Annotated in this window: 24 protein-coding genes; 7 read left to right on the top strand and 17 right to left on the bottom strand. The window is 74.3% G+C overall.

The genetic code is table 11. The features are described 5' to 3' along the window. Positions 1-20: 20 nt before the first annotated feature. Complete coding sequence (locus ACQ3I4_RS05290; RefSeq protein WP_329861831.1) at positions 21-293, top strand: hypothetical protein; 273 nt, start codon at positions 21-23, stop codon at positions 291-293. A 240-nt stretch (positions 294-533) separates the two neighbouring features. Here the strand turns inward: ACQ3I4_RS05290 and proC are convergent, their stop codons facing one another. The 6 genes from proC to ACQ3I4_RS05260 all read right to left on the bottom strand — a co-directional run bounded on the left by proC (position 534) and on the right by ACQ3I4_RS05260 (position 8,433). Beyond that, a complete protein-coding gene (gene proC / locus ACQ3I4_RS05285; protein ID WP_329861832.1) occupies positions 534-1,403 on the bottom strand; it encodes a pyrroline-5-carboxylate reductase in 870 nt (289 codons plus the stop codon). Next, positions 1,372-2,208 carry a sugar phosphate isomerase/epimerase family protein gene (locus ACQ3I4_RS05280; protein ID WP_329861833.1) on the bottom strand — a complete coding sequence of 279 codons (837 nt, stop codon included), beginning with the start codon at positions 2,206-2,208 and terminating at the stop codon, positions 1,372-1,374. The genes proC and ACQ3I4_RS05280 overlap by 32 nt, the downstream gene beginning before the upstream one ends. Continuing rightward, complete coding sequence (locus ACQ3I4_RS05275) at positions 2,205-3,245, bottom strand: Ppx/GppA family phosphatase (RefSeq protein ID WP_329861834.1); 1,041 nt, start codon at positions 3,243-3,245, stop codon at positions 2,205-2,207. The genes ACQ3I4_RS05280 and ACQ3I4_RS05275 overlap by 4 nt, the downstream gene beginning before the upstream one ends. 25 nt (positions 3,246-3,270) lie before the next feature. Next, entirely contained in the window at positions 3,271-6,012 is a 2,742-nt protein-coding gene (topA, locus tag ACQ3I4_RS05270; protein WP_329861835.1) for a type I DNA topoisomerase, read from the bottom strand. Between the two features lie 112 nt (positions 6,013-6,124). Further along, a complete protein-coding gene (locus ACQ3I4_RS05265) occupies positions 6,125-6,766 on the bottom strand; it encodes an ArsR/SmtB family transcription factor (RefSeq protein WP_329861836.1) in 642 nt (213 codons plus the stop codon). Between the two features lie 11 nt (positions 6,767-6,777). Beyond that, entirely contained in the window at positions 6,778-8,433 is a 1,656-nt protein-coding gene (locus tag ACQ3I4_RS05260; RefSeq protein ID WP_430633017.1) for a DUF7059 domain-containing protein, read from the bottom strand. A gap of 42 nt (positions 8,434-8,475) precedes the next feature. On the opposite strand from ACQ3I4_RS05260, the gene ACQ3I4_RS05255 reads away from it, so the two are divergent. Next, positions 8,476-9,102 carry a hypothetical protein gene (locus tag ACQ3I4_RS05255; protein WP_430633016.1) on the top strand — a complete coding sequence of 209 codons (627 nt, stop codon included), beginning with the start codon at positions 8,476-8,478 and terminating at the stop codon, positions 9,100-9,102. A gap of 4 nt (positions 9,103-9,106) precedes the next feature. Next, positions 9,107-9,727 carry a GNAT family N-acetyltransferase gene (locus ACQ3I4_RS05250; protein ID WP_430633015.1) on the top strand — a complete coding sequence of 207 codons (621 nt, stop codon included), beginning with the start codon at positions 9,107-9,109 and terminating at the stop codon, positions 9,725-9,727. A gap of 4 nt (positions 9,728-9,731) precedes the next feature. On the opposite strand, the gene ACQ3I4_RS05245 is transcribed toward ACQ3I4_RS05250, so the two are convergent. Next, entirely contained in the window at positions 9,732-10,658 is a 927-nt protein-coding gene (locus ACQ3I4_RS05245; protein WP_430633014.1) for a rhodanese-related sulfurtransferase, read from the bottom strand. Between the two features lie 152 nt (positions 10,659-10,810). Between ACQ3I4_RS05245 and ACQ3I4_RS05240 the strand changes: the two genes are divergently transcribed. Together ACQ3I4_RS05240 and ACQ3I4_RS05235 are read left to right on the top strand one after the other, a co-directional pair. Beyond that, positions 10,811-11,476 (top strand): GNAT family N-acetyltransferase, encoded by a 666-nt coding sequence (locus ACQ3I4_RS05240; RefSeq protein WP_329861841.1) that lies wholly within the window; start codon positions 10,811-10,813, stop codon positions 11,474-11,476. A gap of 28 nt (positions 11,477-11,504) precedes the next feature. After that, a complete protein-coding gene (locus ACQ3I4_RS05235; RefSeq protein WP_430633013.1) occupies positions 11,505-13,826 on the top strand; it encodes a DEAD/DEAH box helicase in 2,322 nt (773 codons plus the stop codon). Position 13,827: 1 nt separating this feature from the next. Here the strand turns inward: ACQ3I4_RS05235 and ACQ3I4_RS05230 are convergent, their stop codons facing one another. From ACQ3I4_RS05230 to ACQ3I4_RS05200, 7 genes are all read right to left on the bottom strand, one after another. Continuing rightward, positions 13,828-14,253, bottom strand: a complete 426-nt coding sequence (locus tag ACQ3I4_RS05230; protein WP_430633012.1) for an Rv3654c family TadE-like protein — start codon at positions 14,251-14,253, stop codon at positions 13,828-13,830. Positions 14,254-14,332: 79 nt separating this feature from the next. Then, positions 14,333-14,686, bottom strand: a complete 354-nt coding sequence (locus tag ACQ3I4_RS05225; protein WP_329861844.1) for a TadE family type IV pilus minor pilin — start codon at positions 14,684-14,686, stop codon at positions 14,333-14,335. Positions 14,687-14,695: 9 nt separating this feature from the next. Further along, on the bottom strand, positions 14,696-14,968 hold the full coding sequence (locus tag ACQ3I4_RS05220; protein ID WP_329861845.1) for a DUF4244 domain-containing protein: 273 nt from the start codon (positions 14,966-14,968) through the stop codon (positions 14,696-14,698). A gap of 131 nt (positions 14,969-15,099) precedes the next feature. Beyond that, positions 15,100-15,693 (bottom strand): type II secretion system F family protein, encoded by a 594-nt coding sequence (locus ACQ3I4_RS05215; protein WP_430633011.1) that lies wholly within the window; start codon positions 15,691-15,693, stop codon positions 15,100-15,102. Next, entirely contained in the window at positions 15,690-16,487 is a 798-nt protein-coding gene (locus tag ACQ3I4_RS05210; protein ID WP_430633010.1) for a type II secretion system F family protein, read from the bottom strand. Before ACQ3I4_RS05210 ends, ACQ3I4_RS05215 begins: the two co-directional genes overlap by 4 nt. Next, positions 16,475-17,725, bottom strand: a complete 1,251-nt coding sequence (locus ACQ3I4_RS05205) for a TadA family conjugal transfer-associated ATPase (RefSeq protein ID WP_430633009.1) — start codon at positions 17,723-17,725, stop codon at positions 16,475-16,477. The genes ACQ3I4_RS05210 and ACQ3I4_RS05205 overlap by 13 nt, the downstream gene beginning before the upstream one ends. Continuing rightward, entirely contained in the window at positions 17,722-18,840 is a 1,119-nt protein-coding gene (locus ACQ3I4_RS05200) for a hypothetical protein (protein WP_430633008.1), read from the bottom strand. Before ACQ3I4_RS05200 ends, ACQ3I4_RS05205 begins: the two co-directional genes overlap by 4 nt. 134 nt (positions 18,841-18,974) lie before the next feature. Here ACQ3I4_RS05200 and ACQ3I4_RS05195 point away from each other — a divergent pair, with 134 nt between their 5' ends. Together ACQ3I4_RS05195 and ACQ3I4_RS05190 are read left to right on the top strand one after the other, a co-directional pair. Next, on the top strand, positions 18,975-20,681 hold the full coding sequence (locus tag ACQ3I4_RS05195; protein WP_430633007.1) for a bifunctional 3'-5' exonuclease/DNA polymerase: 1,707 nt from the start codon (positions 18,975-18,977) through the stop codon (positions 20,679-20,681). 95 nt (positions 20,682-20,776) lie between these two features. After that, positions 20,777-22,405: a hypothetical protein gene (locus tag ACQ3I4_RS05190; RefSeq protein WP_430633006.1), complete on the top strand. Its 1,629-nt coding sequence runs from the start codon at positions 20,777-20,779 to the stop codon at positions 22,403-22,405. A 27-nt stretch (positions 22,406-22,432) separates the two neighbouring features. Here ACQ3I4_RS05190 and ACQ3I4_RS05185 read toward each other — a convergent pair whose 3' ends face one another. The 3 genes from ACQ3I4_RS05185 to ACQ3I4_RS05175 are packed head-to-tail and all read right to left on the bottom strand — an operon-like array spanning position 22,433 to position 25,063. Then, complete coding sequence (locus tag ACQ3I4_RS05185; RefSeq protein WP_430633005.1) at positions 22,433-23,134, bottom strand: NUDIX hydrolase; 702 nt, start codon at positions 23,132-23,134, stop codon at positions 22,433-22,435. Then, on the bottom strand, positions 23,131-23,916 hold the full coding sequence (nth, locus tag ACQ3I4_RS05180) for an endonuclease III (RefSeq protein WP_430633004.1): 786 nt from the start codon (positions 23,914-23,916) through the stop codon (positions 23,131-23,133). The genes ACQ3I4_RS05185 and nth overlap by 4 nt, the downstream gene beginning before the upstream one ends. Next, positions 23,909-25,063 carry a hypothetical protein gene (locus tag ACQ3I4_RS05175; RefSeq protein WP_329861853.1) on the bottom strand — a complete coding sequence of 385 codons (1,155 nt, stop codon included), beginning with the start codon at positions 25,061-25,063 and terminating at the stop codon, positions 23,909-23,911. The genes nth and ACQ3I4_RS05175 overlap by 8 nt, the downstream gene beginning before the upstream one ends. Positions 25,064-25,137: the final 74 nt, after the last annotated feature.

Below are 25,137 nucleotides of genomic sequence, written 5' to 3'. Positions count from 1 at the left end.
CCGACGACGACGAAGACACCGTGATCGGGGACGTAGCGGAGAAACACGAGGACTTCTTCACCTGGACGAAGCAGCGGGTCGTCACCGATTTCATACGATGTTCCGTCGACGTATCCACCTATCTGCCGCAGGATGAGATGATCTTCAGTGGCTGCCGCAGGGCGTATGAACCATTCGAGCACGTCCAATCCGACGTCGGACAGCGGTCCCGTCTCGATCACTTCAGCAACGCCCACGGTCCTCACCCGGCCGAGGACCACACCGGCGGCAACGAAGACACTTATCACCCGTGACGATGTGAGCATATCGACCCCGATTCTCGTCGAGCGCGTTGACGCCATTGATGTCGTCCGGTCGCGGCTGATGGTCGGTCCGCGTCGAGGTGAATCCGTGCATCACTGCAGCGGAGCTCGAAACGCGGCCCACCTTGAAACAACCGCCACTAGATGTCCACTGAGCCAAGCCATCCCAGGCAACATCCGAACGATTGGACGTTGCCAGAGCAATGCCAGCCAACGGTGACGTGGTGCGCCCTATCCGGCGAGCTCGCGGCTGATCTCGGCGGCGCGGTCGGAGGCGGCGCGGGCGCCGCGGGCGATGATCGACGGGATGCCCGCGTCGTCGAACGCGGCGATCGCGCGCTCGGTGGTGCCGTGGGGGCTCGTCACGTTGCGGCGCAGCTCGGCGGGGTCCACCGCGGCGTCGTCGAGCATGCGACCCGCCCCGGCGACGGTCGCGCGCGCGAGGTCGCGGGCGAGGTCCGCGTCGAGGCCGAGCTCCTCGCCGGCCTTGGCCATCGCCTCGGCCAGGTAGAAGGCGTAGGCGGGACCGGAGCCGCTCACCGCGGAGACGGCGTCGAGCTGCTCCTCCGGGACCACGCGGACGAGGCCGGAGCCCTCGAAGAGTCCGACGACGGCGGCGACGTCCGCCTCCGTCGCCGCGCTCCCTCCGCTGAGTCCGACCGCGCCGCGGCCCACCATGAGCGGGGTGTTGGGCATGGTGCGCACGACGGGCTGACCGGGAGCGAGCGCGTCCTCGATCATCGCGATGGTGACGGCCGCGGCGACGCTGACGACGACGGCCCCGGGGCGCAGCGCCCCGGCGATCTCGCGGCAGAGCTCCTGGATGCCGACCGGCTTGACGCCGAGGAAGACGACGTCGGCCCCCGTGACGGCGTCGATGTTGGCGTCCGGGGACTGCTCCGTGGCGAGGGCCTTGACGCCGGTGTCGGCGGCGAGGGCCTCGGCCTTGCCTGCGCCGCGCACGGTCGCGGTGATGGAGGAGGGATCGTGCCCGGCGGCCAGGATGCCGCGCAGGATCGCCCCGTTCATCGAACCGGTGCCGAGGAAGGCCAGCCGGTGGGTCGTGGTGTCAACGGGATAGTCGGTGCTGTTGCTCGCCATGCGGCAATTCTTCCACGGCCGCGGCCTCGAGGTGCCGGCGCGCGAACTCGAGCGTCTCCCCGAGCCACTCCTCGCGTTCCCCGGCGCCCTTGGCCTTGCGCGTGGAGACCTCGACGGCGACGACGCCGTTCCACCCGCTCGAGCGCAGGTGTCCCATGGCCTCGGAGACGGGCTGGGTGCCGCGGCCGGGGACGAGGTGCTCGTCCTTGCCGTTGTCCCGCCCATCGCACAAGTGCACGTGCGTCAGCCGCTCCCCGAGGGCTTGGAAGGCCTCGTGGGAGTCCATGTCGGCGATCGCCGCGTGGGAGAAGTCCCACGTCACGTAGTCGTACGGCTGCGGGACGGGGTTCCAGTGCGGCAGGTACATCTTGGCCTCGCGCCCGCGGGCCCTCCAGGGGTACATGTTCTCGACGGCGATCTTCACGCCGTACTCCTCCATGATCCGCCGGACGCCCTCGGCGAAGCCGGTCGCATAGGTCCCCTGCCAGCGGAAGGGGGGGTGGACGACGACGACGTCGCAGCCCACGTCCGCGGCCATCTTCGCGGAGCGCTCGATCTTGTTCCAGGCGCTGCCCCAGACCTGCTGGGTGAGCAGGAGCGTCGGCGCGTGGATGGCCATGATCGGCTGCCCGTAGCGGGAGCTGAGGTCCATCAGCTTGCCGGGGTCCTGGGAGATGTGGTTGCCGGTCACGAGGACCTCGACGCCGTCGTAGCCAAGGTCGTGGGCGACGGAGAACGCGTCGTGGACGTTGAGCGGGTAGACCGAGGCGCTCGAGAGGGCGACCGGTACGTGCTGCTGGGTCATGCTCTGTTCCCCGCTTCCTCGTCGACGACTCCAAGCTGCGGCACGGCGGGCTGCTGGCCCAGTTCCACGTGCCCCACCCCCACGCTACTCCCCAAAGGCAACGGCCCGTCGAACACGAGGTGGTCGAAGCGGCGCAGGATGAGGCCCTCGCGCAGCGCCCAGGGGCAGATCCGCAGCGACTTCACGCCGAAGGCGCTCATCGCGGCCCCCGCGACGACGGAGCCGGCGAGCAGCTGCGGGGCCCGGACCGCGGAGACGCCGGGCAGCTCGCTGCGCTCCGCCGCGGTCATCGCGGCGAGCCGGTTGGTCCAGAGCTTGAGGTCCTCGAGCCGCAGCACGCGCTTGACGTAGGGCCCCTCGGCGCTCGGCGCGGCGCCGGTGACGCGGGCGAGCGAGCGGAAGGTCTTGGACGTCCCGGCGACGAGCGCGGGCTTGCCGAGCGCGCGGATCTCGGCCACGGGGCCCTCCAGCACGTCAGCGACGTAGTGCTTGAGCGCCTTGAGGTCGCGGATGGACGGCGGGTCCCCGGGCAGCCGGTCCCGCGTCAGGCGCCCGGCGCCGAGCGGCACGGAGCGGGCGATCGCCGGGAACTCGTCGGTCCCCATCGCCATCTCGAACGATCCGCCGCCGATGTCGAGGTCGAGGATCGTCTCCGCGCCCCAGCCGAACCAGCGCCTCACGGCGTAGTAGGTCATGCCGGCCTCCTGCTCGCCGCTGAGCTCGGCCAGGTGGATGCCCGTCTCGGAGACCACGCGTTCCAGCACGGCCTCGCCGTTCGCCGATTCGCGGATCGCCGAGGTGCAGAAGGCCAGCAGGTCCTCGGCCCGGTGCCGCACGGCGAAGCGCGAGGCCTCGTGGATGAAGTCCAGGAGCTCCCGCTGGCCCTCCTCCGTGATCGCGCCGTCGCCGTCGAGGTAGCTGACGAGCGACAGCGGCCGCTTGTGGGACGCGAACGCCACCGGACGCGCCCCGGGGTAGGCGTCCACCAGCAGGAGGTGGACGGTGTTGGATCCGATATCCAGGACTCCGAGGCGCATGCCGGTGGACGCTTTCCGTGGGCCGTTACGTGGACTTGCCCGTGGTCCGCCGTGCCGGGGCCTTGCGGGCCGGCCGCTTGGCGGGGCCCTTGGCCCGCTTCTCTGCGAGCAGCTTCACGGCGCGTTCCCGCGTGAGCTCTTCGATGGCGGTGTCGCGGGGGACGGTGATGTTGGTGATGCCGTCGGTGATGTAGGGGCCGAAGCGGCCCTCCTTCACGACGATCGGCTTCTCGGAGACCGGATCCGCTCCGAACTCCGCGAGCGGCGCGGCGGCGGTCCGGCCGCCCCGCTGCTTGGGCTGGGAGTAGATCTCGAGCGCCTGCTCGAGGGTGATCGTGAAGATCTCCTCCTCCGAGCCGATCGACCGCGAGTCGGTGCCCTTCTTCAGGTACGGGCCGAAGCGGCCGTTCTGCACCGTGATCTCGACGCCCTCGGCGTCCTGGCCGAGCACGCGCGGCAGGGAGATGAGCTTGAGCGCGTCCTCGAGCGTCACGGTCTCGACCGTCATGGACTTGAAGAGCGAGCCCGTGCGCGGGCGGACCTTCGCGGGCTTCTTCGGGGGCTTGGGCTTGCCGTTCTTGTAGTACTCGACCGGCTGGGCCGCGAGCTCCTCCGCCGTCGGCTCCGGGATGACCTCGGTGACGTAGGCGCCGTAGCGCCCGTCCTTGGCCACGATCAGCCGGCCCGTCTCCGGGTCCGTGCCCAGCTCGCGCTGCTCGGGGCCCGTGGACTCCATGAGCTCGCGGGCCTTCTCGGCCGTGAGCTCGTCGGGCGCCAGGTCCTCCGGGACGTTGGCGCGCTGCGGCTCGGTGCCCTCGGGCGATCCCTCCGGCACCGGCGTCTCGAGGTAAGGGCCGAACTTGCCCACGCGCAGCACGATCCCGGGGGCGATCTCGACGGAGTTGATGGCCCGGGCGTCGATGTCGCCGAGGTTCTCCACGACCTCCTGCAGTCCGGCGTCCTCGCGGTCCTCGCCGAAGTAGAAGGAACGCAGCCACGCGCTGCGGGCCAGGTGGCCCTTGGCGATCTCGTCGAGGTCGTCCTCGAGGCGCGCCGTGAAACCGTAGTCGACGTACTTGCCGAAGTGCTCCTCGAGCAGGCGCACCACGGAGAAGGCGATCCAGCTCGGCACCAGGGCTCCGCCCCGCTTGGTCACGTAGCCGCGGTCCATGATCGTGGAGATCGTCGGCGCGTAGGTGGACGGGCGGCCGATCTCACGGGCCTCCAGCTCGGCCACGATCGAGGCCTCGGTGTAGCGCGCGGGAGGCGAGGTCTCGTGCCCGAGCGCCTCCACCCCCGCCCCGGTGAGTCCCTGGCCGGAGGTCAGCTGCGGAAGCCGGCGTTCGGCGTCGTTCTCCTGCTCCTCCTGCTCCGTCGTGTCCTTGCCCTCCTCGTAGGCGGCGAGGAAGCCGCGGAAGGTGATGACGGTGCCGGAGGCCGTGAACTCGGCCGTGCGGCCGTCGGCCGCGGTCCCAGCCAGCCGGACGGAGGCCGTTGAGCCCTTGGCGTCGGCCATCTGCGAGGCGACCGTGCGCTTCCAGATCAGCTCGTACAGCTTGAACTCGTCGGCGCCGAGCTGGCTGCGCACGTCCTGCGGGCGGCGGAAGGAGTCGCCGGCCGGGCGGATGGCCTCGTGGGCCTCCTGCGCCGCATCCGACTTGGCCTTGTACACGCGGGGGGACGCGGGCACCGAGTCGGGCCCGTACAGCTCCGAGGCCTGGCGGCGGGCCGCCGAGACGGCCTCGTTGGAGAGGAAGACCGAGTCGGTACGCATATAGGTGATGTAGCCGTTCTCGTACAGCCGCTGCGCCACCTGCATCGTGGACTTCGAGGACCAGCGCAGCTTCCGCGAGGCCTCCTGCTGCAGCGTGGACGTCGTGAACGGCGCGGCCGGGCGGCGCGTGTAGGGCTTGGTGTCCAGGGACTGGACCGAGAAGTCCGCCCCCTGCAGCCCCTCGGCCAGCGACGTGGCCCCGTCCCGGTCCAACACGACGACGGCGGCGCCGGACTTCGGCGTCTTCAGCTGCCCGCGGTCGTCGAAGTCGCGGCCCGAGGCGACGCGGGCTCCGTCGACGGCGGCCAGCTTGGCGCGGAACGACTCCCCCGCCGCGGTCGCGAACTCGCCGACGAGGTCCCAGTAGGACGCGGCGCGGAACGCCATGCGCTCGCGCTCGCGCTCCACGACGAGGCGCGTCGCGACGGACTGCACGCGGCCGGCCGACAGGCCCGGGCCGATCTTGCGCCACAGCACGGGCGAGATCTCGTAGCCGTAGAGGCGGTCGAGGACGCGCCGCGTCTCCTGCGCGTCCACGAGGTCGGTGTCCAGCTCGCGGATGTTGTCCAGGGCGCGGGCGATGCCCTCCTTGGTGATCTCCGTGAACGCCATGCGGTAGACGGGCACCTTGGGCTTGAGCACCTCGAGCAGGTGCCACGCGATGGCCTCGCCCTCGCGGTCCGCATCGGTTGCGAGGTAGAGGGCGTCCGCGTCCTTGAGCTGCGCCTTGAGCTCGGAGACCTTCTTCTTCTTGTCCGGGTAGACGACGTAGTAGGGCTCGAAGTCGTTGTCCAGGTCGACGGCGAACTTCCCGACCGAGGTCTTCTTCAGCTCGGCGGGCAGCTCCTTGGGCTGCGGCAGGTCGCGGATGTGGCCCACGGAGGCATCGACGACGAAGCCCTCGCCGAGGTACTTGGCGATCGACTTGCTCTTGGCCGGGGACTCGACGATGACGAGCTTCTTGCCGGACTTTTCCTTGGCCTTGGCGGGCACAACACTCCTCTAGCAGCCGGTGGCCCGCATGAGACGCGGACCTGCACATACCTGCTCTAGGGTAGCGGCATCACGGCCGCGGGCCGCAAGCGGCTCCCGCGCCCCGCCCCGCTCAGGCCCCGGGTTCCGGGTGCTCCGGCAGGAACGAGAGCATGTAGTAGACGCGTTCGCCGTCGATCCCGCGTTCCGAGGGATCGGCCATGGCCTCGAACTCGTCGACGAGCGCGTAGACGCGGCGGACGAACTCGGCGCGCTGCTCGCCCTTGAGGAACACCATCCCGGTCGTCAGCACGGGCGCCCGGCCCGCGGGCGGTTCGATCCCCGCGCGGCGCTCGGCGTCGCGGCGGGCGATCTCCGCCGAGAGGCGTTCGCGGAAGGCGTTGAGCTGCACGTTCAGGAACGCGTTCTTCGCGGCTGTGGAATCGCTCAGCGAGCCGACGACGAGCTGGTCGCCGGCGGCCTTCCAGCGCCGCTCGCGGCCGTCGCCCTCGCTCGCGGCGCGCTCGACGTAGCCGTACTTCTCCAGCGCCCGCAAGTGGTAGCTCATGGCGCTCGGCGTGAGGTTGCAGCGCGAGGCCAGCTCCGTGGCCGTCCGGGTGGACTGCGACGCGAACAGCTCCTCCAGGACCTCGAGGCGGGCCTCGTGCGCGAGGGCGCGGATCGCCTGCGGGTCGCTGATGACCACGGGGTTCTCCGTCTGGCGACGGACTTCGGGAGTCCCGGCGTACTTCGCCTCGGATGTGTTCTGCGTCATGTGGAAAAACTTTAGCCTTTGTTTCGTATCTCCGACAGAAAGCCGGTGGTAACAAGTCGATCAACACTGTCGAGTAGTCGTGGGACGAGTTCCGCGGCGTCCTCGCCCAGGAGCGCCGCGAGCGCGTGGGCGATCTGCCCGGCGGTGAGCTCCCCGTCGCAGGCGGAGACGAGCCCCGCCTCCTCGGAGGACAAGAGCGTCGTCCGCCGCAGGCCGGCCCCCTGGCGCAGCAGGATGACGCCCGGGTGCTCGGCGCCGGGCCGCTGGTGCCGCTCCTCGGTCACGTCCTCGGCGACCTCGAAGCGGAGCGGAGCGAGGTCCCTCCCGGCGAGGGAATCCGCGGCGTCCACCTCGAGGGCCAGATGCGGGCCGATCGGCTGCTCGATCGGGTAGCCGATCGCCTCGAACCGCGCACCCACGGGGGCCACGGCCGGGTCGGCGGGGCGGCGCAGCCAGACCATGCCGAAGCCGATCCCGCCCACGCCGCGGGACGCGAAGTCGGCCAGGTACTGCGCGTAGCGCTCGGCGTAGCGGGCCGGATCCCGGGCCTCCGCGGCGTCGCGCAGCCAGGTCTCGGCGTACTCCGCGGGCGACTGGACCTCCCGCTGGATGAACCACGCCTCCGTCCCCGGCCGGATCCAGGTCCGCGGCCGGGCCGACCAGTCCCCGGCCCCGCCCGCGCCGTCGCCCTCGCCGCCCTCAGGGCCGTCCTGGATCTCCCAGTTGGCGAGCAGCTGGGCGGTGCCGCCCGGCGTGAGGACCCCCGGCAGCGCCTCGATCAGCCCCGAGACGAGCGCGTCGCCCGCGAGCCCGCCGTCGCGGTAGGTGAAGCGCTCCTCCTCGGAACCACCGGGGGCGCGGGGCGTGATGACGAACGGCGGATTGGAGACGACGAGGTCGAATTCCTCCCCCGCGACCGGCTCGAGCAAGCTGCCCTGGCGCAGCTCGACGCGGTCCTCGAGGCGCCGCGGATCCAGTCCCAGCGCTTCGTGGTTGAGCAGGAGGTTGAAGCGCGTGAAGGCCAGGGCCCGCCACGAGAGGTCGGTGGCGACGACGTGGCGTGCGTGGGCGAGGAGGTGGAAGGTCTGGATCCCGCATCCCGTGCCGAGGTCCAGGGCGCGCTCCACCGGGCGGCGGACGGTCGCCTGGGCCAGGGTCAGCGACGCCCCGCCGATGCCCAGGACGTGGTCGCCGCGCAGGACGCCGGGCCGGTGCAGGGCCCCGAGGTCGCTCGCCACCCAGAGCTCGGCGTCGGCGTCGGAGGCGTGGGGCCGCAGGTCGACGGCGGCCCGCACGGATCCGCGGGCGGGGGCGTCCTCCACGAGTCCGAGGGCGAGCAGTCCGACGACGCCCGTGCGCGGCAGCGCGGCGTCAACGTGACCGGCGGCGACGTCGTCGCCGAGGAGCCACAGCGCGGTCGCGACGGCGACCGCCGGCACGGGATCCGCGGCCAGGGCGCGGGCGATGACGAGCCGCGCGGGGACGGGCTGGTCGCGGTGCAGGGCCGCGTTCGCCTCGTCGCCGAGGAGCCCCGCGACGCCGTCGTGCGTGTATCCGGCGGCGGCGAGATCGGCGGACAGGGCCTCGAGGAGGGGCAGCTCGTCGCTGCGCGGGGCGTCGGGGACGCCGGGCAGCCGGGACGGGAGGGAGGCGGGGGACTCGGGCACAGGGCGAGTCTAGCGAGGACCGGGAGTGCCTAGGATGGCGATATGCCCCCAACAGCCCCCGTCCCGCCGTCCGCACCTGCGTCCGCCCCCGGAAGAATCGAGGTCCTGGTGGACCGCTCCGCCCCGCCGAGCGGTTCGCCCGCGCGGCGAGTCGCCGCGGGCGCGGCCGCCGCCTGCGCCGTCCTGCTGGCCGCCGCCTGCACGTCGCCCACCGCTCCCGCGGGCGGGACCGGGGGCGCCGCGGAGGACACCGCCTGGCCGGAGCCGTCCTTTTCCCGGCAGCCCGTCGAGGCCGTGGCGGGCGTGCCGGCGATCGACCACGAGGCGTTCCTCGGGGGCGAGCCGCTGGCGGCCGGCAGCAGCATCCCGGCCGGCACGCCGCAGAACGTCCCGTCGACCCTCACCGTCGCCCGTCCCCCGCTGCCGCCCGGCGCGTACACCGCCAGCGTCGCGTGCTCCTCTCCGGTCGACGGGGCCACCGTCTCCGTCCTCGCGCTGGACGACGCGCAGACGCCGCTCGCCGTGACGGAGCTCGAGTGCGCCGTGGCGCCGGACGTGACCGAGGAGGCCCTGCAGTTCCTGCTCGCCGAGGAGTCCGGGCTGACCGTCACCGTCGATTCCACCCAACCCGCCCTGGACCTCGCCGTCCGCGTGGACCCGGCCGGTTAGCGCCATGACCCGGACCGTCACCACCACGCACCTGCAGATGTCCTCCGCCGACGCGCTGCGCCCCTCCGCGACCCCGCTGCCGCCGGGCTGCCGGATCGAACGCGCCGTCGACGCCACCCCGGAGTTCAGCCGCTTCCTCTACCAGGGCGTCGGCAGCGGATGGAACTGGGCCGACCGGCTCGCCTGGTCGCGCGCGCACTGGGCCGAGGTCCTCGCCGCGCCGGGCACCGAGACGTGGGTGCTGTACCGGGACGGCTCGCCGGCCGGATACGTGGAGCTCGCCGCGCGGACGGCGGGCTCGGGGGCGACGCCCACGGTGGCGGCGAACGGTGCCCCCGGGACCGCAGTGGAGATCGTGTACTTCGGGCTCTTCCCCGGCCACCTGGGGCTGGGCCTCGGCGGGGCGCTGCTCACCGAGGGCATCCGCCGCGCCTGGGACCTGGACGCCCGCCACCCCGGCCTGCCCCCGGTGGGCCGGGTCTGGGTCCACACGTGCTCGCTGGACGGACCGGCCGCCCTGGCCAACTACCGCGCCCGCGGCCTCGAGGTCTTCCACGTCGAGGACGAGGAGCTCGAGCCCGTCGACGCCTCGGCCGGACCCTGGCCCCGGGAATCAGGCGACTAGTCCCCTAGGAGACGAGGTCCGGCGTCGTTCTCTGCGGCGCCGTCCCGGCGCACTCCGGGCACAAGCGCAGCGCGGCATCGGCCGCGCAGTCCGCGCAGAACAACCGCAGCCGGCGGCAGCTCGGCTCGGCGCAGTTCTCGAACTTGCTCGTCGGTCCCTCGCAGCCCACGCAGCGCCCGATGGTCTCCGCGTCGGGCGAGAACTCCACGTGCATCCGACGGTCGAAGACGTAGAGGGAACCCTCCCAGAGCCCGCGGTCGCCGAACGCCTCGCCGTAGCGGACGATCCCGCCGTCGAGCTGGTAGACCTCCTGGAAGCCGCGCTTGACCATCAGCGCCGAGAGGACCTCGCAGCGGATCCCGCCCGTGCAGTAGGTCACCACGGGCTTGTCCTTGAGCTCGTCGTACTTGCCCGAGTCGAGCTCGCGGATGAAGTCGTGCGTCGTCTCGACATCGGGAACCACGGCGCCCTTGAAGCGGCCGATCTGTGCCTCGAAGGCGTTGCGCCCGTCGAAGAACACGAGCTCCTCGCCCGCGGCACGCTTGGCGTCGACGAGCTCGTGGAGCGCCTCGGGGCCCACGTGCACGCCGCCGCCGACCACGCCGGTCTCGTCCACCTCGAGCTCCCCCGGGGCGCCGAAGGAGACGAGCTCGTCGCGGACCCGCACCGAGATGCGCGGGAAGTCCGCGGCCCCTCCGTCGCTCCACTTCACGTCCAGGGAGCGGAACGCCGGATGCTCGCGGGTGGCCTTCACGTACGCCTTGACCTCGCGGATCCCGCCCCCGGCCGTCCCGTTGATGCCGTGCCGCGAGACCAGGATGCGCCCGCGGAGGCCGTGCTGCTCCAGGAGGGAGCGCTGCCAGAGGCGGACCGCCTCCGGATCGGCGAGCGGGGCGAAGGCGTAGAAGAGGACGATGCGGTTCTGGGACACGCCTTCTAGGGTACTGCGGGACAGGGCACGGACCGCGCCCCCGGCGCCCCTCCCGGGCCCGCGCATCGGCCCATGTTAACGCTTCTTTTCGGTAAGGCAACGGTTCCCGTTACCGACTGCACAGCCATGATCGCTCGGGGTATGGTCTTGGCATGGGATCCTCCGCGAGCGATGAACTGATCGGAACCTGGGTGACCGGCTGGGCCGGAGCGCGGGGCTACGAAAGCCGGCATGAAGGCCGGGTGCACGCGGCGCTGCGCCACGACACCACCGGCGACTGGGAATACATCGTCTTCGAGCCGACGTCCGAGGAGCTCGTGGCCGTCGCCGAGACCCTCGCCAAGCACCCCTCGCGACGCCTCACCGCGTTCGCCAACGACTCCTCGGCGCTCGTCGACGCGGCCCAGGCCGCGGGCCTGGACGTCGTGGCCGCCGAGGAGGCCCTCATGGTCGCCGAGATGGACGGCCAGGACGTCGAGGACCCCCGCGCGCCGGAGGGCTTCACGATCGATGCCGAGCGCGACGGCAAGCACGCCTATGTGTCCATCCATGACGCCGACGACCACGACGTCGTCGCCGCGAGCGGCCACGTCTCCGTCGTCGGCGACTACGCGGTCTTCGACCGCATCATCACCGCCCCCGAGTTCCGCCGCCGCGGCCTCGGAGCGCTCGTGATGCGGGCCCTCGTGGCCATCGCCCTCGAGCACGCGGTCGACGAGGGCCTGCTGATCGCCTCCATCGAGGGCCAGGCCCTCTACCAGTACCTTGGCTGGACCCCGCTCGGCACCGTGGTCACCCTGGAGGCCCGGCGCGCCTAGCGTCAGTCCCGGGTGCCACAATGATGCGGTGACCGACTTCCGCACGCTCGTGCCCCTCCTGGGCCACGGCTCCGACCCCGAGGCGCTGCGCCACCTGCGGATCCTCCCGGCCCGGGACGCGGTCCACGGCCCCTGGCCGGAGTGGGTCCATGCCGACGTCGTCGCCGCCTACGCGCGGCTCGGCGTGGAATCCCCCTGGCTGCACCAGGTGCAGGCGGCGGGCCTCGCCCACGACGGCCTCCACACCGTCGTCGCCACCGGCACGGCCTCGGGCAAGTCGCTCGCCTACCAGCTGCCCGCGGTCGACGCGATCCACCGCTCCGTGACCGCGGGGAGGGTCGCGCTCGAGCCCACCGACGCCGTCGCGCTCTACCTCTCGCCCACCAAGGCCCTCGCGGCCGACCAGCTCAAGGCGGTGAACGCGCTCGGGCTGGACTCGATCCGCGCGGCGGCCTACGACGGCGACACGGATCCCGGAGAGCGCCGGTGGATCAGGGACCACGCGAACTTCGTCCTTGCCAATCCCGACATGCTGCACTTCGGGATCCTCCCGAACCACCCGTGGTGGGCGCGCTTCTTCCGCCGCCTCGCGTTCGTCGTCGTCGACGAGGCGCACAGCTACCGGGGCGTGTTCGGATCCCACGTGGCCAACCTGATGCGGCGACTGCGCCGGATCTGCGCCCACTACGGTGCCGACCCGGTGTTCATCGGCGCCTCCGCCACCAGCGCCGAGCCCGCGGCGTCCTTCGGGCGCCTCATCGGGGCACCGGTCCATGCGGTCACGACGGACTTCTCCCCGCACGGCGAGACGGCCGTGGCGCTGTGGGAACCGCCGCTGACCGAGTTCAAGGGCGAGAACGGGGCACCGCGGCGCAGGACGTCCGTCGCCGAGACCTCCGACCTGCTCGCGAACCTGGTCAGCTCGCACGTTCGGACGATCGCCTTCATCAAGTCCCGCCGGGGCGCCGAGACGATCTCCACAATCGCCCAGCGGCTCGTGGACGAGGTCGATCCATCTCTGCGTGGACGGATCGCCGCCTACCGCTCCGGCTACCTGCCCGAGGAGCGGCGCGGACTGGAGCGGCAGCTGCGCAGCGGCGAGCTGCTCGGGGTCGCCTCCACGTCGGCGCTCGAGCTCGGGATCGACGTCTCCGGCCTCGATGCGGTGCTCGTCGCCGGCTGGCCGGGCACGCGGGCGTCGTTCTTCCAGCAGATCGGGCGGGCGGGGCGGGCCGGGCAGAACGCGCTCGCCGCGTTCGTGGCGAGCGACGACCCGCTGGACACGTACCTCGTGAACCACCCGGAGGCGATCTTCGACCTCCAGGTGGAGGCGACCGTGTTCGATCCGGAGAACCCGTACGTCCTGGGACCACACTTGTGCGCGGCGGCCTCGGAGCAGCCGATCCGCCCGGAGGAGGTGGAGGCGTTCGGGCCCACGGCCGCCGGCATGCTGGACTCGCTCGTGGAGCGCGGCTACCTGCGCCGCAGGCCCTCGGGGTGGTTCTGGACGCACGCGGAGAGCGCCGCCTCGATGGTGAACCTGCGCGCCGACGGGGGCGGCCCCGTCAACGTCATCGACTCGGAGACCGGCGCCCTCCTCGGGACCATGGACTCCCCGCAGACGCACTACCAGGCCCACACCGGCGCGGTCTACATCCACCAGGGCGCCAGCTACCTCGTCGACGAGCTCAACGAGGAGGACCACTGCGTCCTGGTCCACCGCGCCTCCCCCGACTTCTACACGCAGGCCCGCGACATCACGACGATCGAGGTCCTCGAGGTCCTGCGCAGCGAGGACTGGGGCGAGGTCGCGGTGCACTTCGGCGACGTGCGGGTGACGACCCAGGTGGTCTCCTTCCAGCGCAAGGCGCTCGTGAGCAACGAGATCCTCGGCGAGGAGCCGCTGGACCTCGGCGCCCGCGACCTGTTCACGCGCGCCGTCTGGTTCACCGTCCCGGAACGGCGCCTGGCCGCGGCCGGAATCATCGCCGGCTCGATCCCCGGGGCGCTGCACGCGGCCGAGCACGCGGCGATCGGCCTGTTGCCGCTCGTCGCCTCGAGCGACCGCTGGGACATCGGAGGCGTCTCGACGGCGCTGCACGCCGACACGGAACTGCCGACGATCTTCGTCTACGACGGGCATCCCGGGGGCGCGGGCTTCGTCGAACGCGGCTACGAGCAGGCGAGGTACTGGCTGAAGGCGACCCGGGACGCGATCGCGGCGTGCGAATGCGAGCGCGGGTGCCCGTCCTGCGTGCAGTCCCCCAAATGCGGCAACAAGAACAATCCCCTCGACAAGGCCGGGGCCGTCTCCCTGTTGGGCGCCCTCCTGCGCGACGCCGGGGCGTAGCTCAGTCGCCGGCCGCCTCCGGCAATGCCGGCTGAACCGGCGGCGCCCACGGCTGCGGGGGCGGCCCGGCGCGCGCACGCCCGGAGGCCTCCAGGCCGAGCGCGCGCATCCACGCCCAGTCCGGCCCCAGGGGAACCGACGTCCACACGTCGACGAGCTCTCCCGCGCTGCCCGCGATCCGGCACTCGGACAGCTGCGCCCCGTTGCGTCGGGCCGTTTCCCGGGCCACGGCACAGGGATCGCCCGGGGCGAGGCCGCGGGCGGCATCGGCCCCCGAGAGGGCGGCGAGGTCCGCGGCCGTGGCCGCTGTGGCGGCCGCACCGGCGGCATGAGCGAGGGCCAGGACCGCAGTCAGCGCCAGCAGCGCGGCGGCGACGAGGCCCACAACGAGCGCCGATCCGGCCCCGCGCTCGTCGCCCCCACTCACGCCCGCCCCGCGCCCCTTCACCCCGCCCACGCCCACGCCCGACCCTCGCCCGCCGGCTCCGGGGCACGGGGACCAGCACCTAGCCACCGGGCCCTCCTTCCGCGCGGGCCTCGGCCCGGGCCGTGAGGACGAACCGGCCTTCGAGGCCGGGGACCCCGATCCCGGCGCTGACGCTCACGCTGTGGTACCCGGCGGCGGCCCCGATGTCGACCGACGCCGATGTCCCGGCCACCCGCTGGGCCGCCGCCCGTGCGGAACCGGCCGGTTCGCCCCGGGCCAGCTCCCGCGCGGCGGCGCGAGCCGCCTCCTCGAGCCGCACCTGGGTGGAACCCACCGCGCCGGCCGCGAGGACGACGACGAGCAGCAGGGCCACCGCCGGGAGCAGCACGGCGGTCTCCGCCGTGCTGCTCCCCCGCTCCGATCCACGGAACACGCGGCGTTCCTAGTAGCTCAGCGCCTGGCGCACCAGGCCCATGAGCAGCTCGCGCACGTCGCCGCTGCTGAGGATCGTCACGAGCAGTCCGGCAAAGCCCACGGCCGCGAGCGTCACGATCGCGAACTCCGCCGTCGCGATGCCCTCCTCTCCCGTGGACTCCGCTGCTTTCCCCGAAGCGTCCCGGCCCGGTTCCAGTCCGGTGTCCTGCCCCTGCTCCAGCCCCGGTTCCAACTCCGCCGGCCCGAACTGCGTCGCCGTCCGTCCCATCGTGTCCTCCATGATCGTCTTCCCTTCCTTGTACGGTCCGCGGTTCGGACCACTTCCACCCTCCCGCCGCCGTGCCGTCCCCGCGACGGCCCAGGGTCGGTCTCGGGATGACGGCCCCCTGCCCGGGGGTTGTGGAGGACCATTCAGCCGAGCCGGGGCAGCAGGGAGATGACGACCGGGACGATTCCGAGGCAGATGAAGGAGGGCAGGGCGCAGACCCCGAGCGGCACGACGAGCCGGACCCCGAGCTCGGCCGCGCGCTTCTCGGCGTTCCTCACGTCCGCGGCCCGGCGTTGGGCGGCGGCCGCGCGGAGCATGCCGGACATCCCGGTCCCGGTCAGGTGGGCGAATTCGAGGGCCTCGCCGAGCGGACGCAGCTCCGCGGGGACGCCGGCCCAGGCCCGCTCCCACGACAGCGACAGCCCGAGTCCCCGGGCGACGCCCTCCAGCGGGCCGCAGCCCGGGACCGCCGCCGCGAGGGCGCGCAGGACGCCGTTGATCGGCAGCCCCGAGTCCAGCAGCGACGCGGCCAGGTCGAAGAGCAGGGCGGCATCCTCGGCGGCGAGTCGTTCCCCGGGCGGTTCCCGTCGCTGAGGGCCGCCCGGAGGCGCATACGCGGGCACGCCACCGCCACCGCCACCGCCACCGCCACCGCCACCGCCACCGCCACCGCCACCGCCACCGAGCATGATCCACAGGGCGGCCGCTGCCGCCGCGGCGGCGAACCAGGCCGTCACGGAGCCGCGCCCGGGCGTTCGGCGGCGGCCAGCAGCCGGCGCCCCCACACGCGGTTCGCCCACCACAGCGCCACGCCGGCCAGCAGGCCGAGGCGCCCGATCGGATGGGTGAGGAGCACGCCGATCGGGTCGGCCCCGATGAGCTGCGCCAGGACGAGCCCGAACGCGGGCAGCCAGGCCAGGAGCCGCTGGGTCGTGGCGGGCCCGGCGAGCGCGGTCTCCCGCGCGCGGCGGCTGTCTCCGGCACCCTCGAGCTGCCCGGCGAGGCGGTCCAACAGCTCGGACAGGGCGACGCCGGTGCCCTCCGAGAGATCCACGCACCAGGCGAGCCGTTCCCAGACGGGCCGGTAGCCGTCATCGCAGGCCACGAGGTGGCGCCGCAGGCCCGTCGAGGGGGCCAGTCCGAGCCGGTGGGCCGCCGTCGCGCTGCGGCACGCGGCCAGGATGTCCTCTGCCGCCGGCCCGTCGGCGCGCCGCCAGGCCTGTTCCATGAGCTCCCACATCCGGGACGCCGTCCGCCCCGAGCGCAGCAGCGCGGCGCATTGCCGCACGGCGCGGGTGTGGGACTCGCCATGGTCGTCCTCCCGCCGCCGGCCCCATGGGATCCGCCGGGACATGCCGGGAGCCACCGACCGCGGGGAGCCCGTGCCCGTCAGCGGGCTCGGGCGTCGTGCCCGCCATCCCGTGGGGGAGCGTCCTACCCCGAAGGCCCGACCGGGCCGGGCCGGCCGGGACTGCAGGAGCCAGGCGGCCGCCGCCGCCGCGACCGCGGCCGCCGGGATCAGCCCGTCCACGGCACACCCCGCCGGGCCAGAAGGTCGCCCAGGCGCCCGGCGGCGGGCCCCGGGCCCACGACGCCGCCGGGCCCCTCCTGCCACGCGCTCTCGATCGCCAGGCCGTCTCCGGCGGGCTCGAGCAGTCCGATTCCGACGGGCCGCCGGCGCCCTCCGGAGCGCTCCATGTGGACGACCAGGTCGATCGCGCTGCCCGCCTGCACCGCAACGGCCGCCGGCGACAGCCCCGCGAGGGCCCCCATGGCCGCCAAGCGGGCCGGGACGGCGGCCGCGGCGCTCGCGTGCAGCGTGCCGCCCGCGCCGTCGTGGCCCGTGTTCATCGCGGCCAGGAAGTCCCCGACCTCGGCGCCGCGGCACTCCCCCACGATCAGCCGGTCCGGGCGCATCCGCAGCGCCTGGCGGACGAGCTCCGGCAGTCCCACGCCTCCGCTCCCCTCGATGTTCCCGCTGCGGCACTGCAACCCCACGACGTGGGGATGGTCCGGGCTCAGCTCGCGCGAGTCCTCGACGATCAGCAGGCGCTCGTCGGGACCGGCCTCGGCGAGCATCGCGGCGAGCAGGGTCGTCTTGCCCGTCCCCGTACCGCCGCTGATCAGGAAGTTCAAGCGGGCCGTGACGACGGCGCGCAACGGGGCCAGCCACGGGTCCCCGGCACCGCCGGGCAGGATGTCCACGAGCCGGGCGGCCGCGGCCCGCTTGACGCGGACCGAGAGGAGGGGACCCTCGGTGGCGACGGGCGGCAGCACGGCGTGGATCCGGTACCGGCCCGCCACGACGTCGGCGAACGGCTGGGCGTCGTCGAGCCGCCGTCCGCCCGAGGCCACGAGCCGGACGGCGAGCCGCCGCACGTCCTCGGGCGAGGCGAAGACGAACCCCGTCTCCGCCAGCCCGTCGGCGGAATCCGTCCAGACGCGCCCCGCCCCGTCGACGAGCACGTCCGTGGTGCCCGGCTGCTCGGCGAACTCCTGCAGCGGGCCGAGCCCCTGGAGGTCCTCCTGCAGCATCCTGACCACGCGGGCCGCACTGCCGCTGCCGACCACGAGCCCCGAGGCCCGCACGGCCCCGGCGAGGTCGGCCCCCGACAGCGAGGTTCCCGTGGCCAGGGCCCGCTCGCGCACGTGTTCGACGACCCGCTCGTCGACGGGAGCCGCGCGGTCGGCGAGGTCCGGTTCCGTGCCCTCGGTCCCCGTGCCGGATTCGTCCCAGCGGTGCCGTCCGCGCAGCCGTTCCGGGCTCACGCGGCCTCCCGCCCGGGCCCCGGGGTCCCGCCATGGAGTCCCGGCGGGACGAGTGGCGCGGGCCCCACCAGCGTCCCGACGGCGGCGCGGACGCTCCGGCGGGACAGCGCCGCCACGAGGCGCCCCTCCCCCGCCGCGCGTTCCACGGCCCGGGACCACGGCACGTAGGCGGCGAGCCCGAGCCCGGCGGCCGCCGCGACGGCCCGGGCGTCGCTGCCCGCGGGAAGGCGTCCGACGACGGCGCCCGTCCACGCCGGCCCCTGCGCGTCGGCCGGTGCGCCCGGAGTCCCGACGGGCCGCCGGGCGGGGAGGACGGCCACGGCCTCGTCCGCAAGGGCTGCCACGGAGGGGCCGGTCCCGGCCGCGCGGCCGGCATCGACCACGACGAGGTCGTAGATGCGCCGGGCCGCGGCGACGACCTCGTGGAGGACGCCACCGGGCAGCTCGGCGGCAGGGCCCCGTTCGCTCCAGCTGAGCACGGCGGTCCCCTGGGCGAGCGGGAGGACCTCGGCGAGCTGGGACGGCGCCATCCGGCCGTGCGAGCGGGCGAGGTCCTCCCAGCCGAGGACCCCGGCCCGGTCACCGCCGAGCAGCGGCCAGACCCCCGGGCTGAACGGGTCCGCGTCGATGAACAGCGTGCGGGCTCCGTCGAGCGTGGCCGCCGCGGCGTGCAGCAGCGCGGTCGTGGTCGTCCCCGCGCCGCCCGCGGCCCCCGCGAACAGCCGGACCGTTCCGGGGCCCCCCTTGAGCCCCAGCTCGCCGAGGAATTCGCCGAGCCAGGCGGCGGCCTGCGGCAGCACGGCGACGCGCGCCCCGGGGCGCCGGGCCGCGGCCCGCCACAGGACCTCGGCGTCCTCGGGGTAGCCGGTGAGGATCACGGGGGTGCCCGGCGGGGACCCGTCGGCGCTCCCGACGCCGTCCGGGCCGAGCAGCAGCGCCGCGCACCCCGGGCCGGGCCGGGGATCGGGTTCGCGTTCGACCCGGAGCACCGCGCCGGCCGCCGCGGCGATGAGCGCCACGTGGTCGGCGAGCGCGTCGTGGCGCGTGCGCAGGAGGCAGTCGGTGCCCGCGGACGGTTCCGGGGGCCGGGCGGCGAGGCGTTCGGCGTCGTTCATGCCCACCACCGTGCCGCCCGGCGCCCCACCGCGCAGCGCCCGGCGTCCCGCCTGTGGACACGACGCGCCCCACCCCGCGCCGCCGCGTCCTGTGGAGGGGAACCGCCGCTCCCGGCGACTGGCAGAATGGCGTGGTGCCCCGCTACGCGCTCCTCGCGACGCATTCGAGCGGACAGCCCCCCGCCGAGGCCGGCGCGGCGTCCGGCGTCGTCCTGTTCCTCGATGCCTCCGGCAACCCCGAGGGCCACCCCGTGGCCGCGTTCGCAGGCCAGCTGCCCGGCGTCGTGCGCGAGATCGAGTCCCGGGGCCTGCGCTGGGTCTGGGAGCACACGCGGGACTGGTATCCGCAACTGCTCGCGGCGGGCGTGCGGATCGAGCGGGCGCACGACCTCGCCCTGTCCCGCGCGATCCTGCGCCACGCCCCGGCGGCGGCCGGGAGCGCCTACGCCGCCGGTCTGGGAACGGCCGGGGACGACGCCGCGCCCGTCCCGGCCGCGCTCCTTCCGCCCCCACGCACCCCGGCGAACCAGGGCTCGCTCTTCGAGGAACCGCCGCCCGCCGCGGCCTCGGCCGAGGCCCTGGCCGCGGAGTTCGCGCGGCAGCTGGCCGCGGTGGACGCCTCCCCGCAGGGCCGCCGCCTGCAGCTGCTCCTGGCCGCGGAGGCCGCCGGCGCGCTCGTGGCGGCGGAAATGGAGCACCACGGCGTGCCGTGGGACACCGCGCGCCACGTGGCGCTCCTGGAGGACTCGCTCGGGCCCCGGACGCCCGAGGGCTCGCGCCCGGCGCGCCTCGAGGAGCTCGCCGCCGAGCTGCGCGCCGCCCTCGGCGCACCGCAGCTTAATCCGGATTCGCAGCAGGAGCTGCTGCGGGCGCTGCACCGTTGCGGGATCGAGGCCCGGAACACGAGCCAGTGGGAGCTCGCGGAGTTCGACCATCCCGCGCTCGAGGTCCTGAACCGCTACAAGAAGCTCTCCCGGCTGCACTCGGCGAACGGCTGGGCGTGGCTGGATGCGTGGGTGAGCGAAGGCCGCTTCCGGCCGGAGTACGTCGTCGGCGGGGTCGTGACGGGCCGCTGGTCTTCGCGCGGAGGCGGGGCGCTGCAGATCCCGCACTCGATCCGCGACGCCGTGCGCCCCGATCCGGGGCACGTGCTCGTGGTCGCCGACGCGGCGCAGCTCGAGCCGAGGATCCTGGCGGCCCTCTCGCGGGACCGGGCCCTCGCGGACGCCGCGCGCGGGCGCGACCTCTACCAGGGGATCGCGGACCTGGGCTTCGGCGGGGACCGGGCGAGCGCGAAGATCGCGATGCTCGGGGCGATGTACGGAGGCACGAGCGGGGAGTCGGGGCGCCTGCTGCCCCAGTTGACGCGCACCTTCCCCCAGGCGGTCGCGTTCGTCGAGGACGCGGCGCGAACCGGAGCCGCGGGCGGGGACGTGGCCACCTACCTGGGCCGCGGGGCCCCGCCGGCGTCGTCGGCGTGGCGGGCGGCGCAACGCAGTACGACGGCGGACGAGCAGCGCCGCGCGGACGCCGCGGCCCGGGCGCGGGGGCGGTTCACGCGCAACTTCGTGGTCCAGGGCACCGCGGCCGAGTGGGCGCTGTGCTGGCTCGGCGGGCTGCGGCGCCGGCTGCACGCGGAGTCCGTGCCGCTGGGCCGCGGGGGCCTCGTGTTCTTCCTGCACGACGAGGTCATGCTCCACGTGCCCGCGGAGTCGGCGGACCAGGTGGTCCGGATCGTCCAGGAATCCGCGGCGGAGGCGGCCGAGCTGATCTTCGGCCGGATTCCCGTGGAGTTCCCCGTCGGCGTCGCGACCGTCGACTCCTACGCCGACGCGAAGTAGCTCCCGGCTTATCCACAGGCCCGCCGTCGGCGGTGGCCGGCGCCGGGGCGCCTCCGTAGGCTCGCCGTAGGCCGGACGAGCGAAGGGAGCAGCGGATGACGGCAGTGGTCATCGACACGGGGGCGCTGTTCGCGTCCGCGCGCACCACGGGGGTGCTCGCCCAGCAGGTGGAGACGATCGCGGCATCCCTCGGACCCGCACTGTCCGGCAGCGCGGGGATGGCGGGCGGGGACGAGACGGGGCGGGAGTTCGGGACGGCCTACGACGCCGCGGCCAACGGCATCCTCGAGGGGCTGCGGTCCCACGCGCTCCACTTCGAAACGCTCGGGCGGATCCAGCACATCGCTGGCGCGGTGTACGAGGCCGTCGAGGCCGCCAACGCCGGGCTGGACGCCCCGGCCGTTCCGGCGGCCCCTGGCGGAACCGCGGCGCACTGCCCGCCCGGGCCGCCGAGCGCCGTGGGCGGAACGTGGGCCGGCGCGGACGAGTTGCAGTGGCTCCTCGACGCGGTCGGCGTCGGCTGGCCCCAGGCCTCCGCCCCGTCCCTCCGCTCCGCCGCGGCGGCGTGGTCCGCCACGGCCGCCCGGATCGACACCGCGGCCATCACCTTCCCCACCGATGCCGCCCGCCTGCTCTCCGGATGCTCGTCACGGGACACGTCGCTCGTCATCGCTGCGCTGCACCACGGAGCGGGCCAGCTGGGAGCGGTGGCCCAGGGCTGCCGCGACGCGGCCGCGGTGTGCGACGAGTTCGCCGCCGAGGTCGACGCCGCCCACGCCCAGTTGCGGACCGAGCTGCTCAACGCGGCACTCATGGTCGGCGTCGTCGGACTCGCGGGAGCGGCTCTGACACCCGTGACCTTCGGCGGAGGCGCCCTCGCGGGATCGGCCCTCAACGCGGGGCGGCTCGCCACGCTGGGCGCGGTCCTGAGGGGGATCGTCGGGCGCCTCGCCGGCGTCGGGGCCCAGCTCGCGTCCCGGCTCGGCCCCGTCGGGGAGGCCGTCCGCGGGGCGGTCTCCGCTCTCGGTGCGGCGACCGCCCCGTTGGGCGGCGCGGCCACGCGCTTCGCCGGCCACGTCGCCGCGGGCACCACCGGAATCCGCGCCATCGACGTGGGCAGCCGCGCGGTGACCTCGTTCGCGGCCACGCGGACCGGGAAGGCGCTCGGCTACGGCGCGGGACTGGCGCGCGACGTCGTGGCCGACGGCGTCGTGGCGACGGTGGCCAGCCGCGGGGGCGGCAAGCTCGCCGAAGGCGCCGTGACCCGGTGGCGCGCCGCCGGCAGGGATCCCGCGGTGCGCGCCGCGGCGGGGCGGGGCGGCCTCCTCGTTCCCCCGGGCGCCGCGCTGGCGGCGACGGCCCTGACGGTCCACAAGCGCCTCGGTGCCGTCGAGAACACCGTCGATCTCCTGCCCGGCCGCCGGTACGCCGACCAGGCAGGGACACCGCGGGCCCCGGGGCACGCGGGCCGGCTCGAGCGCCTCCAGTCCGTGGAACAGCGCGCGAACGCCTCGGGCCGCTGGGCCGCCCAGCCCGTGCGGCCCGGCGCCTCGGCGGCGGCGCTCGGAGCGCCGAACGTCCTGCACACGGGCACGGGCTCGGCGGCGCGCATCCCGGCTCCCCGGCCCGCTCCGCCGGTGAAGCCGGCACCGCCACCGGTTGAGGCGGCCACGCCGCGCCCCTCGCCAGAACCGCCGCAGGACTCGGACAACGAAGGCCGATGAACCCGCGCCGCGCCGCCGGGCCGGACCCTACAGCGGGGCGGGGACCTCGCGGCCGCGGTCCCACGGCTGGGTCCAGCCGAGCTCGTCGAACATCCGGTCCAGGACGATCGCCGTGAACCCCCAGATGAACGCGCCGTCGACGTCGAACGCGGGGGCGGCCCGGCGCAGTCCGTCCCGCTCCACGACGGCCATGACGCGGTTCGCCGGGTCCAGCAGGTCGGCCACCGGGACGCGGAACACCTTGGCCGACTCCGCAGGGTCCACGGCGAAGACCTCGGACTCGCGGCTCCACCATCCGATGACGGGCGTGACGAGGAAGTTGCTCACGGGTAGCTCGGCCTCCGGCAGCTCGCCGAGGATCTCGACGCCATCGGGGTCGAGCCCGGTCTCCTCGCGGGCCTCGCGCAGCGCGGCGGCGGTGCTGCCGTGATCGTCCGCGTCGATCCCGCCGCCCGGGAAGGCGATCTGCCCGGGGTGCTTGCGCAGGGTGTCGGCGCGCTGGACGAACAGGACGTCGAGGTCGGCGGGCACGGCCCGCGACTCGTGGTGGGCGGCGACGTCATCGAGCCGCCCGAAGAGGATCAGGACGGCGGCGCGGCGGGCACTGCCCGGCTCGACGGGCTTGAACCGCCAGCTGCCCGGCATCCGCACGGGGCCGGCGTCGGGGAGGCCCGCCCGTTCCCGGCGGGTGCGGCGGACGAGCTCCGCGAGCTCGCTGCGGGCGCTCACGCGTCCAGCCCGTAGCCCAGCGCCCGCAGTTCGCGCCGCGTGGCCCCGGACCGCATGAGCTCCAGGAGCTCGGTCCTGGCCGGGGCCAGCTCGTACTTGAGCAGCTTCGCGGCCCGTTCCGGGTCCGTCTCGCCCTCGCCGTAGGACGGGCAGAGCGTCGCGACGGAGCATGCGCCGCACGCGGGCTTGCGGGCGTGGCAGACGCGGCGTCCATGGAAGACGACGCGGTGGGAGAGCATCGTCCAGTCGGAGGGCTCGAACAGCTCGCCGACGGCATGCTCGACCTTGACGGGGTCCTGCTCCGCGGTCCACCCGAAGCGGCGGGAAAGCCGGCCGAAGTGGGTGTCCACCGTGATCCCGGGGACGCCGAACGCGTTGCCGAGCACCACGTTCGCCGTCTTGCGGCCGACCCCGGCGAGCGTGACGAGGTCCTCGAGGCGGCCCGGGACCTCGCCGTCATACTCGTCGACGAGCCGCCGGGCGAGCTTGAGCAGGTTCTCCGCCTTGGCGCGGTAGAAGCCCGTGGGCCGGATGAGCTCCCGCAGCTCCTCCGGGTCCGCCTCCGAGAGCGCGCGGGCGTCCGGGTAGCGGGCGAAGAGCGCCGGGGTCGTGGCGTTGACGCGCACGTCGGTGGTCTGGGCGGAGAGCACGGTCGCCACGACGAGCTCGAACGGGTTCTCGAAGTCCAGCTCCGGGACGGCGTAGGGATAGTCCTCCCCCAGCATCCGGTTGATCCGCCGGGCGCGCCGTTTCAGGGCGAGCGGGGTCTCTCCGCTAGGCACGTTCGACGTTGGCCAGATCGCGCAGGACGCCGATCCGGCCGTCGTTGTCCTGGACCAGGAACTCCCCGCCGCGGTCCTCGAGCGCGAGGATCCAGGCTCCGGGCTCCACCGTGAACAGGGCCGAGCCGGTGCGCTCGTCCCAGATCTGGCGGGTCTGCGGGACGGCGAACCAAAACGCCTGGTAGACGGGGGCGTCGTCGGCGCGGCGCGTGGCCTCCCACGGTTCCTCGTCCTCCTCCGGCTCCGGCTCCGCTGCCGGGGCGGGTTCGACGACGGACGCCGCCACCGTCTCGGGCGCCGGCTGGTGGGCGACGACGGAGCGGATGGCGGTCTCGGGCGCGGGCTCTTCCGCGGGCCCGGGTTCAGGCACGGACTCGGGCTCGGACGCGGACTCGTCGGCGGTCTGGTCCGCCACGTTCTCCGCGGCGGCCCCGGCGGCCCGCGCCCCGGCGGGATCCGAGGTGGCGGAGGCCTCGGCGTCGTCCCCTGCGGCGGGGGCCGCCGGCATCCCGGTCGCCCCGGGGGCGGGGACGGAGACGGGAACGACGGCGCTGCCGCCGGCCGCGGGATCGGCACCGTCGCTGCGCCCGGAGGTCGCCCGCGCCCAGAGCGCGGCGGCCTTCGAGGGGGCGGTTCCGGACCCGGGCGCCGAAGCGGCTTCCGTGGCGCGGACGGCGCGGAGCAGGAGCGGCCCGTCGCCGTCCTCGAAGTCGGCCGCGAAGCCGGGGATGGCCGCCGCGGCGGTGGTCGCGGAGATCAACGCGGCCGCGCCGAGCAGGCCCAGGAGGAAGGACGCATTCATGGACAGCACCGCGGCGAAGAAGAAGTAGAGGCCCGTGAGGATGCCGACGACCGATCCGAGCTGGTCGAGGGTCAGGGATCCGATCCGGACGAGGCGGCGGCCGCTGGCCCGGCGCCAGGCGAACGCCCCGGCGACGGCGAGCGGGAGGGCGAGCGTCACGAGCTGGTTGAACAACAGGCCGTTGAGGATCCAGAGGTTGGTCCACGTCCCCGGCACGGTCTGGAAGGGCAGCACGGAGCCGATGAGCAGCAGGAGCCCTCCGCCGATCGCCACGAGCTCGCGAAGCGTGAACGGTCCGGCCAGGGCCGTGGCGGTGCGGTCGTCCTGCGTGGCTGACAAGGCCATGGCGTCTCCTCTATGGTTCCCCCGCGTCCGGCCGGACGGCCGGAGTGCGTTCCGCTCCCCAGCTTAACCGTGCC

Origin of the sequence: Zafaria sp. Z1313 (assembly GCF_050563205.1) — a bacterium.
Classification (GTDB): Bacteria; Actinomycetota; Actinomycetes; order Actinomycetales; family Micrococcaceae; genus JAZDCJ01.
The sequence above is the reverse complement of the archived record's forward strand: the minus strand, read 5'-3'. Positions and strand labels throughout refer to the sequence as shown.

What these genes read in the sequence shown, in the direction of transcription:
- proC (WP_329861832.1), bottom strand. Translation starts at nt 1,403, where the DNA reads ATGGCGAGCAACAGCACCGACTATCCCGTTGACACCACGACCCACCGG.
- ACQ3I4_RS05280 (WP_329861833.1), bottom strand. Translation starts at nt 2,208, where the DNA reads ATGACCCAGCAGCACGTACCGGTCGCCCTCTCGAGCGCCTCGGTCTAC.
- ACQ3I4_RS05275 (WP_329861834.1), bottom strand. Translation starts at nt 3,245, where the DNA reads ATGCGCCTCGGAGTCCTGGATATCGGATCCAACACCGTCCACCTCCTG.
- ACQ3I4_RS05265 (WP_329861836.1), bottom strand. Translation starts at nt 6,766, where the DNA reads ATGACGCAGAACACATCCGAGGCGAAGTACGCCGGGACTCCCGAAGTC.
- ACQ3I4_RS05255 (WP_430633016.1), top strand. Translation starts at nt 8,476, where the DNA reads ATGCCCCCAACAGCCCCCGTCCCGCCGTCCGCACCTGCGTCCGCCCCC.
- ACQ3I4_RS05250 (WP_430633015.1), top strand. Translation starts at nt 9,107, where the DNA reads ATGACCCGGACCGTCACCACCACGCACCTGCAGATGTCCTCCGCCGAC.
- ACQ3I4_RS05240 (WP_329861841.1), top strand. Translation starts at nt 10,811, where the DNA reads ATGGGATCCTCCGCGAGCGATGAACTGATCGGAACCTGGGTGACCGGC.
- ACQ3I4_RS05220 (WP_329861845.1), bottom strand. Translation starts at nt 14,968, where the DNA reads ATGGAGGACACGATGGGACGGACGGCGACGCAGTTCGGGCCGGCGGAG.
- ACQ3I4_RS05200 (WP_430633008.1), bottom strand. Translation starts at nt 18,840, where the DNA reads ATGAACGACGCCGAACGCCTCGCCGCCCGGCCCCCGGAACCGTCCGCG.
- ACQ3I4_RS05190 (WP_430633006.1), top strand. Translation starts at nt 20,777, where the DNA reads ATGACGGCAGTGGTCATCGACACGGGGGCGCTGTTCGCGTCCGCGCGC.
- ACQ3I4_RS05175 (WP_329861853.1), bottom strand. Translation starts at nt 25,063, where the DNA reads ATGGCCTTGTCAGCCACGCAGGACGACCGCACCGCCACGGCCCTGGCC.